This is a genomic window from Mycobacterium sp. (genome assembly GCF_035314665.1).
Classification (GTDB): Bacteria; Actinomycetota; Actinomycetes; order Mycobacteriales; family Mycobacteriaceae; genus Mycobacterium.
Map to the genome: position 1 here is coordinate 1 of NZ_DATFZD010000135.1, position 7,602 is coordinate 7,602.

At 61.9% G+C, this 7,602-nt stretch carries 8 protein-coding genes; 4 read left to right on the forward strand and 4 right to left on the reverse strand.

What is annotated here, in order from left to right; translation table 11 throughout:
- The first annotated feature begins 201 nt into the window (after nucleotides 1-201).
- The 3 genes from VKI00_RS10540 to VKI00_RS10550 all read left to right on the forward strand — a co-directional run bounded on the left by VKI00_RS10540 (nucleotide 202) and on the right by VKI00_RS10550 (nucleotide 3,987).
- Nucleotides 202-1,002 (forward strand): HPF/RaiA family ribosome-associated protein, encoded by an 801-nt coding sequence (locus VKI00_RS10540; protein WP_324437401.1) that lies wholly within the window; start codon nucleotides 202-204, stop codon nucleotides 1,000-1,002.
- Between the two features lie 111 nt (nucleotides 1,003-1,113).
- Complete coding sequence (gene gap / locus VKI00_RS10545; RefSeq protein WP_324437403.1) at nucleotides 1,114-2,121, forward strand: type I glyceraldehyde-3-phosphate dehydrogenase; 1,008 nt, start codon at nucleotides 1,114-1,116, stop codon at nucleotides 2,119-2,121.
- A gap of 51 nt (nucleotides 2,122-2,172) precedes the next feature.
- Nucleotides 2,173-3,987, forward strand: coding sequence for a long-chain fatty acid--CoA ligase (locus tag VKI00_RS10550; RefSeq protein WP_324437405.1), 1,815 nt, complete (start codon nucleotides 2,173-2,175; stop codon nucleotides 3,985-3,987).
- 61 nt (nucleotides 3,988-4,048) lie between these two features.
- On the opposite strand, the gene VKI00_RS10555 is transcribed toward VKI00_RS10550, so the two are convergent.
- Together VKI00_RS10555 and VKI00_RS10560 are read right to left on the reverse strand one after the other, a co-directional pair.
- The gene (locus VKI00_RS10555; protein WP_414687166.1) at nucleotides 4,049-4,273 is read right to left on the reverse strand and encodes a hypothetical protein; all 225 of its coding nucleotides are present in this window, start codon (nucleotides 4,271-4,273) and stop codon (nucleotides 4,049-4,051) included.
- A 408-nt stretch (nucleotides 4,274-4,681) separates the two neighbouring features.
- Nucleotides 4,682-5,530 carry a universal stress protein gene (locus tag VKI00_RS10560; protein WP_324437407.1) on the reverse strand — a complete coding sequence of 283 codons (849 nt, stop codon included), beginning with the start codon at nucleotides 5,528-5,530 and terminating at the stop codon, nucleotides 4,682-4,684.
- A 214-nt stretch (nucleotides 5,531-5,744) separates the two neighbouring features.
- Between VKI00_RS10560 and VKI00_RS10565 the strand changes: the two genes are divergently transcribed.
- A complete protein-coding gene (locus VKI00_RS10565) occupies nucleotides 5,745-6,380 on the forward strand; it encodes an SRPBCC family protein (RefSeq protein ID WP_324437409.1) in 636 nt (211 codons plus the stop codon).
- 61 nt (nucleotides 6,381-6,441) lie between these two features.
- Here VKI00_RS10565 and VKI00_RS10570 read toward each other — a convergent pair whose 3' ends face one another.
- Nucleotides 6,442-6,888, reverse strand: a complete 447-nt coding sequence (locus VKI00_RS10570) for an SRPBCC family protein (protein WP_324437411.1) — start codon at nucleotides 6,886-6,888, stop codon at nucleotides 6,442-6,444.
- A 52-nt stretch (nucleotides 6,889-6,940) separates the two neighbouring features.
- Nucleotides 6,941-7,602: phosphatidylglycerol lysyltransferase domain-containing protein (locus VKI00_RS10575; protein WP_324437412.1), on the reverse strand; the 662-nt coding region annotated here is incomplete at its 5' end.

Consider the following 7,602-nt stretch of genomic DNA (forward strand, 5'->3'; position numbering starts at 1 on the left):
AGTCCTGGAAACGGAGGCTCCGGCGCCCAGCGATCTGCTGGTGCTGTTGCCCTTTCCGTTTGTCGTGTGGGGCGCCGACGAATTCCGTCGGTATCTACTACGCCGCTGGCGCAAGCGTTTCCGCGCGCAGTGACCGTCGACCGGTTTCCCGGTGACCTTCGGCCCTACGGCATCGATTCGGGGCAGCGTAACAACGAAACTATGGGACACAGAACCGATTCACCCGCGGCGCTCGATATCGACGTGACAACGCACGGTCAGCTACCTGGTATTGACGACTACGCGCGGGAAAAGATCGGTGGGCTCACTCGTCTCACGCACCAGCCGATCCTCCATGCCCGGGTCAGGTTGAGCAGGCATACCGATCCCGCGGTAGCTCGGCCGGTGATCGCCCAAGCCAACTTGGACTTGAACGGCCGGCTCGTCCGCGCCCAGGTCCGAGGCGAGACCGCCCGTGAAGCAGTCGATCGACTCGAGGCGCGGCTGCGGCATCGGCTCGAACGCGTTGCCGAACGCTGGGAACCCAAACGGGGCAACGCTTCTCACGCAGACCCTCATGAATGGCGTCACGAGTCTGAGCCCACGCGTCGGCCCAACTATTTCCCGCGGCCACCCGATCAACGTCGAATCATTCGCCGTAAGTCCTTCACGCTAGGCACCCACACGGTCGATGAGGCCGCGCAGGAAATGGAGCTGCTCGATTACGACTTCCATTTGTTCACCGAAAAGGGAACCGAACAGGCCAGTGTCTTGTACCTAACGGAGCCGACCGGATACCGCCTCGCGCAGGTCAAACCAGTCCCCGAGGAGCTTGCGCCATACGATCTGCCGCTGACCATCAGTCCACAGCCGGCGCCGCGACTCACGCTCGAGCGCGCGAAGGAGCGGCTCTCTCTGCTCGGGCTGCCGTTCCTGTTCTTTGTCGACGTGGACCAAGGTCGAGCCGACGTGCTCTACCACCGCTACGACGGACACTATGGGCTGGTTTGTCCTGCTGGCTGATGCTGTGTGCTACGACCAACGGCCCTCTGCAGCAGGGACTTTCTCCTCTGCCTCGCGAGTGCTGCCGGGTGGTCGGATCAAAGGGTAAGTCGGCTTTCTAAGGAGTGCGCGATGGCGGTAGTAGCGATCAATGGTCTGGGCCGGATCGGTCGGGCCACGCTGAAAGTCTTGACCGAGATCGACGACATCCGGGTCGCGGCCGTCAACGATGTCGTCTCCGTCGACGATCTGGCTTACCTACTGCGGTATGACAGCGTCTACGGCCGCTACCCCCGGCCGGTGTCCGTCGATAACAACGCCCTGGTGCTCGACGGTCAGCGAATTCCGGTGTATTCCATCCGCAATCCCGCCGAACTGCCGTGGTCTGAGCTTGGTGTCGATCTGGTTTTCGAGTGCACTGGCGTGTTCCGCCGTGAACCGGAGCTCGCCGCGCACCTGACGGCAGGCGCCAAGTACGTGCTGCTATCCGCACCGGCCAAGACCGAGAGCGTCGCCACGGTGGTGCACGGCGCCACCCCCGCGGCCCAGGATCAACAGATCATCTCCTGCGCCAGCTGCACCACCAACTGCATCACGCCGGTGATGGAGATCCTGCAGCGCCGAATTGGGGTGGCCCGCGCGGTGATGACTACGGTGCACGCCTACACGGCGAGTCAGCAGTTGATCGACGGACCGAGCAAGGACATGCGGCGCGGGCGGGCGGGCGCGCTGAACATGGTGCCCGCGTCGACCGGCGCCGCACTCGCCACCACCCGCGCGCTACCCGAACTCGCCGACCGGTTCGACGGAGTGGCGGTCCGCGTGCCTATCCCGGTTGGCTCGATCGCCGACATCGTCGCCGTCACTACCCGGCCCACGAGTGCGGACGAGATCAATGACATATTTCGCAACGAGGCCGACAGCGACCGCTACCGCCGGATCGTCGGGGTTGCAGATGATCCGATTGTCTCGACCGACATCGTCGGCGACCCGCGGGCCTCGGTGATCGACGCGGCGATGACCCGTGTCGTGGATGGCAGCCTGGTCAAGATCATGGCCTGGTATGACAACGAGTGGGGATTCACCAACCAGATGGTCCGCACCGCGTTGGCCGTGTTAGGAATCGACCGCGCACTGTGAGTGCGGCGTACGCTGCGCTCTTATTGGCATCGCCAACTACGGAGGCTCCCGATGACTTCCACCAATGCCCAGATGGCTAGCGGTGCGCCGAACTTTGCTGCGCTTTTTATCGATCGGGTCGAGGCCACGCCGGACAAGGAGGCATTTCGCTACCCCGATCACGGACAGTGGGTCTCGGTCACCTGGCGAGACACCGCTACCCGTGTGGAGTCGTTGGCGGCCGGACTGCTGGCCCTGGGCATCGAGCCAGAACAGCGGGTCGGTATCGCATCCAGCACCAGATATGAGTGGATCTTGGCCGATTTGGCGATCATGTCCGCCGGGGCAGCTACCACCACTGTGTATGCGAACACCAACGTGACCGACACCGCCTACATCCTGGCCGACTCCGAAGCCCGGATTGCTTTTGCTGAAGACGATGAGCAACTGGCCAAGCTGACGGCGCGCCGTGCCGATCTGCCCGCCCTGACCAAAGTAGTGACGTTCGATGGTTCAGCCAACGGGGATTGGGTGCTATCTCTGGATGAGTTGGCCGAGCTTGGTGAGAAGTATCTGGCCGAGCACCCAGCCTGCGTGCGCGAAACCGCCGCGGCCATCACCCCGGAGCGGCTGGCGACGCTGATCTACACCTCCGGAACTACGGGTCGGCCTAAGGGGGTTCGGCTCGACCACAAGGCCTGGGTGTATGAGGGGGCCACCGTGGACCGGTGGGATGTAGTCCATGCGGACGACCTGCAGCTGTTGTGGTTGCCGTTGGCCCACGCATTCGGAAAGGTGGTGCTGGCCGCCCAGCTGGGTGCCGGGTTTGTCAGCGCGGTGGACGGCCGAGTGGACAAGATCATCGACAATTGTGCGGTATTAAAACCCACTTTCATGTGCGCCGCCCCGCGGATCTTCGAGAAAGCATATGCACGCGTCGTCACCACTCAACGGCAACAAGGCGGGATTAAGGCCAAGCTGTTCGACAGGGCCTTCGCGGTGGGACTCGACGTGGACCGGCGCCGGCGGGCCGGCCAACATGTCGGGCGGGCAATGAGCCTGCAATACAAGCTGTTCGACCGGCTGGTGTTCAGCAAGGTACGTCAGGCATTTGGCGGGCGTATCCGGTTCTTCATCTCCGGCGCGGCGCCGCTCAACCGCGAGATCGCCGAGTGGTTTCACGCCGCAGGTCTGCTGATCCTGGAAGGTTACGGGCTCACCGAAGCCGCGGGGGGAGACGTCTTCAACCTCCCGGATCACTACAAGCTCGGCACCGTCGGGCAGCCCTTCGAGGGCACCGAGGTGCGCATCGGCGCCGGCGGGGAAGTCCAGCTCCGCGGCCCCAACGTCATGGCGGGCTATCACCACATGCCCGAAGCCACCGCGGCGGCCTTCACCGACGACGGATGGCTGCGCACTGGCGACGAGGGCAGTGTGGATGCCGACGGCTTTGTCAGCATCACCGGCCGCATCAAAGACATGTTCAAAACCTCGGGTGGCAAATATATTGTGCCGCCGGCGATCGAGGAGAAATTCATCGCCCTGTGCCCGTATGCCAGCCAGTTCGTGGTGTTCGGGGAAGGTCATCAATTCTGTGTCGCGCTTATCACGCTAGACGCCGACGTGATCGCCGGCTGGGCCGCCGAACACGGCTTAACTGGCGCCTCTTACGAGGAATTGGTCAACTCGCGGGCGGTGCGTGACTTGATAGGGGAGCATGTCGGGAGGCTCAATGCCGAGCTCAACAGATGGGAAACGATCAAGAAGTGGGCCTTGCTGGAGCGCGACCTGTCCGTCGAGGGCGGGGAACTCACACCGTCACTGAAGGTTAAGCGGGCAGTGGTGGCCGAGCGGAACAGAGAGCTCCTCGACTCGTTATATAGGTAGCGACGTCGGCCGCAAGTGACGCCGCGCGACGACCACCCGCTCAAGGTCTGATCGACGCAACTCAAATGGCAACGGCCACATGAACAGATAGCGTTTCGCCGATGACGTAGGCTGCCGGCCAGTCGCGATTCCGTACCGCGCGGGCGAGCTCGTCGACCAGTGGACTGTGAGCGCCCAGGTCAGCCAGCCACGACGACACCGTCGCAGCGATCTCGCTACCCGAAACACGGGCGACGTGTCCGTCGTGCAGCTGATCCGTTACCTGATACATCGTCATCGACCGCATACTCCGCCGCGGCCCCTGACGCAGCCAGGACTGCCCGAAACGGTTGCCGTCCTTGATGAATGAACCTGTCGGTGACTGCGAAGCGGGGATGGACATGGTAGACATCCAACCGCTCCGCGTGACTGCATTTTGCAACGCCTCCACGGATCCCCCCACCATTCGGGTCAAGCATGCCGTTGATTTCATCATGGCCTCCCTATTGCGTCCTAGCTCCTTAATCCGACCACTCCAGCTGGGCCGGCCGTAGGGGCAAACACCACGGATAGGGAAGTGCCTCGGTCCCCGTTTCGGTCTTGCCAACGTCCCGGTCCGAAAGGGACTTTTGTCGTTTCGTCGACCAGCGATAGATTCGCGCTGCGGTGTGGAGGCCTGCGGCGCCGTGGCACCCGAACGCCTGCATCAAGACCGCTAACGGGCGACTAGCAAGGAAAAATCGCTGTGCTGCAACACATGGTCTCCATCCGAACCGATAAGTTGCTGCAGCTCACGGGCCTGGTTGGCGCCGACCACGACCAATTGAACGGTCTCCGCGTGTTCGGTGAGATAGTCGAAAAAAGTACCTTGTGCGGCAATGCTGCGCACATCGACTCCAGGATAGTGTGGCGTGCACAGCGCGACGTAGCGATTGAGTATGTCACGCATCCGGCGCTCATGATCGACGATGAGGCGGTCATTCTGAAGGTCATCGAATCCAGAACGCCACGCCGTCATCACCACCAGCGGAGCGCTCCTCCGGCTGGCCTCCTCGAAAGCGAACTCCAGGACGTTATCGTCGTCGGCTGACCCAGCGACGTGGGCCACGATCATCCGACTGTCCGTTGGTTCCCGGTTGCGATCTCCCCTGACAACGGCCACCGAGCAATGCGCCGAATGCACTAACTCCGCGGCGGTAGAACCGAAGCCGGCGCGGGAGGATTGGCCGGCCCCGGTGTCCCCGACGCACAGCATGGGGGTCGAGTCCGAAGCGCGGATCAACGCCGGCACCGGGCGGCCCTCGATGATCTCCATCTCGACTTTCACCGGCTTCCCCGTGGCGGTTATGGCGTGATAGGCGTCGTAGACCGCCTCCTCGGCCGTCTCCATCGCCGTCCGAGCTTCGCTGCGGCTAGCGGTGGGACGTAGTTCTCTGATGTAGAGCATTCGCAACGGGATATCTGTGCCGGCCACCTCATCGACGGCCCACAGCGCGGCGCGAACAGCAGCTTGCGACCCGTCGATCCCAACAACCACCGACTTCGGTGGAAAGACCTCAAACATCTGCACTCCCAAGCATTGACGGTTCAGAAACCTCTATTGGGAACGTTATTGCTTGCGTCGCAACTGATCAGGAGGCGATAGTCCTCGGCCGGAGGTCCATTGTTCCCTTTTCCAGCCAGTCCGGGGCCAACAGGTCTTATTGCCTCGGCAAGGGCGTCGCACCGAGGACCAACGGCCCTGGCGACAGCGTCGCATTGCTACGCAGACTAGTGTGATGACGCTTGCCCCAAAACGAATTACGCAGCTCGCGGCGCTCATCGCAGCCTTGTACGCCGCACGACGGTACTACCGCAACTGGGGCACAACTAAAGAGGAGTGTCAGGTGCGGTTGCCGGGTGATGAGTTGGTCGGCGACCCGGTCATCCAGGTGACCGAAGCCGTGTGGATCGGTGCTCCACCATCCGCAATCTGGCCGTGGCTGTTGCATATGGGTAAGGATCGGAACGGCCTGATCGGTCTTCTGGTTCATAACGCCGATCGAGTTCCTCCGGAGTCGCAGCGACTCGCAGCGGGGGATGTCTTTCGCCTCACGGCGAAAGGCTGGATGGGGCGGCGAGATGGGCTGACGTTGCGCGTGGAGGCGATCACGCCCGAGCAGAGCATCGTGCTTCGGGCCACTTCGCCGAATCTGCCAATGGCAGTGTGGTCATTCCATCTTCAGCCGCATTGGGCTAACCATACCCGGCTCCTCGCGCGGGTACGGATTGGCTTGCGGCACCCTGGCGAGGTTTTCGCCTTAGAGCTGGCTAGACCAGCAGTCGCGCTGATGACGCGGAGAGCATTACTTGGCATAAAACGGCGGGTGCAGCGGCAGACGAACGACCTCTCAACATCCGAGTTCCTTTATTAGCCAGCCGTCGCCGGCCAGATGCCCCTTTGGACGTTCGGACCGACGGTTCCTTTGGCAGAGGCTATGTGTCGCGTTTTTGGACCTCTAGCACTCGCTGACGTAGACCCTCGGTTGCCGTCTCCATGAGACCATTGGCGCCTTTTTTGATCAGAAATCCTGGCAGCGGCATCAGAAGGTCAACGGTTAGCTCGAAGCGGACCCGGGTGGAATCGCCCTCCGGCGTCAACGTATAGCGGGCCTGCTGGGCACGTTGTTGTTTACCGCTGACCAGTTTCCAGCTCACGCCGTCGTCGTGCACAGAGTACGCCAGCACCTGCTCATCGCTAACGCCCACAATTTTGACGACTTGCCGAGACTTGCTCGGGCGCCCCTGGTCGTCTCGTTCGAGAATTTCGACCTTCTTATGGGCAGAGGACCACTCCGTCAACGACTCAAGGTCGAACAATACTTGCATGATCTTCTCCGGGGTTGCCTCGATAAGGACTTCACGGGTTTGGGTGACAGCCATGCCCGCAACGTTGCCAGAGTTATCTGACGAACAGGGAAGGTTCGCTGCATTCCTATGCAGTCGGCGACTGCAAGTGCGACCGAATCCGCAGATGCCGTCGTCGCGGGATGAACTCCAGCGACAGCAGAACTACCAATGCGGCTGGTATGTGCCGTAGCGAGAGCAGCACATAGCGGCGTTCGTCGAACGAGTGAAACTTGCGAAGGTAGCGATACAGCGACTCGAGTTTGATCAGCGAGCGACCCAGGTGAATAAGCGTGTAGTAGATGCCCTCGAAGATGTTGCGGTTCTCGTTCTCAAAGATTTCAGGGAACCCACCAAATGCCAGCGAAAGCCTTTGTCCACCAGACTGTTTACAGTCCGCGATCATGTCGACGCTCATTCGCTCGTCGATCCCGTTTGGTGCCCCCGGGCGGCGCCATGGCACATCCAGAGTCACGTCGCTGCCGCCGCCGGCCGTCGCGTACCGCTGGAATCCCTGCACCAGCCCACTGCTATCTCGCGCTATGATCAGCCTGACACCCGGATAGCGCCCCTCGAGCGCATGGTCGAGAATCATCGAAAACCCCCGTTCGACATGCGCGCCGCGATGTGATGCATAGAGCACCTCTGCCAGCTCGCCCGCGAGCATGTCGTCGAGTCGCTGTTCGGACACTATTTCGGTGGTAATTCCCACGTTGTGTGTGCGTTGCACTGCCTGACGCAAGTTGCGGT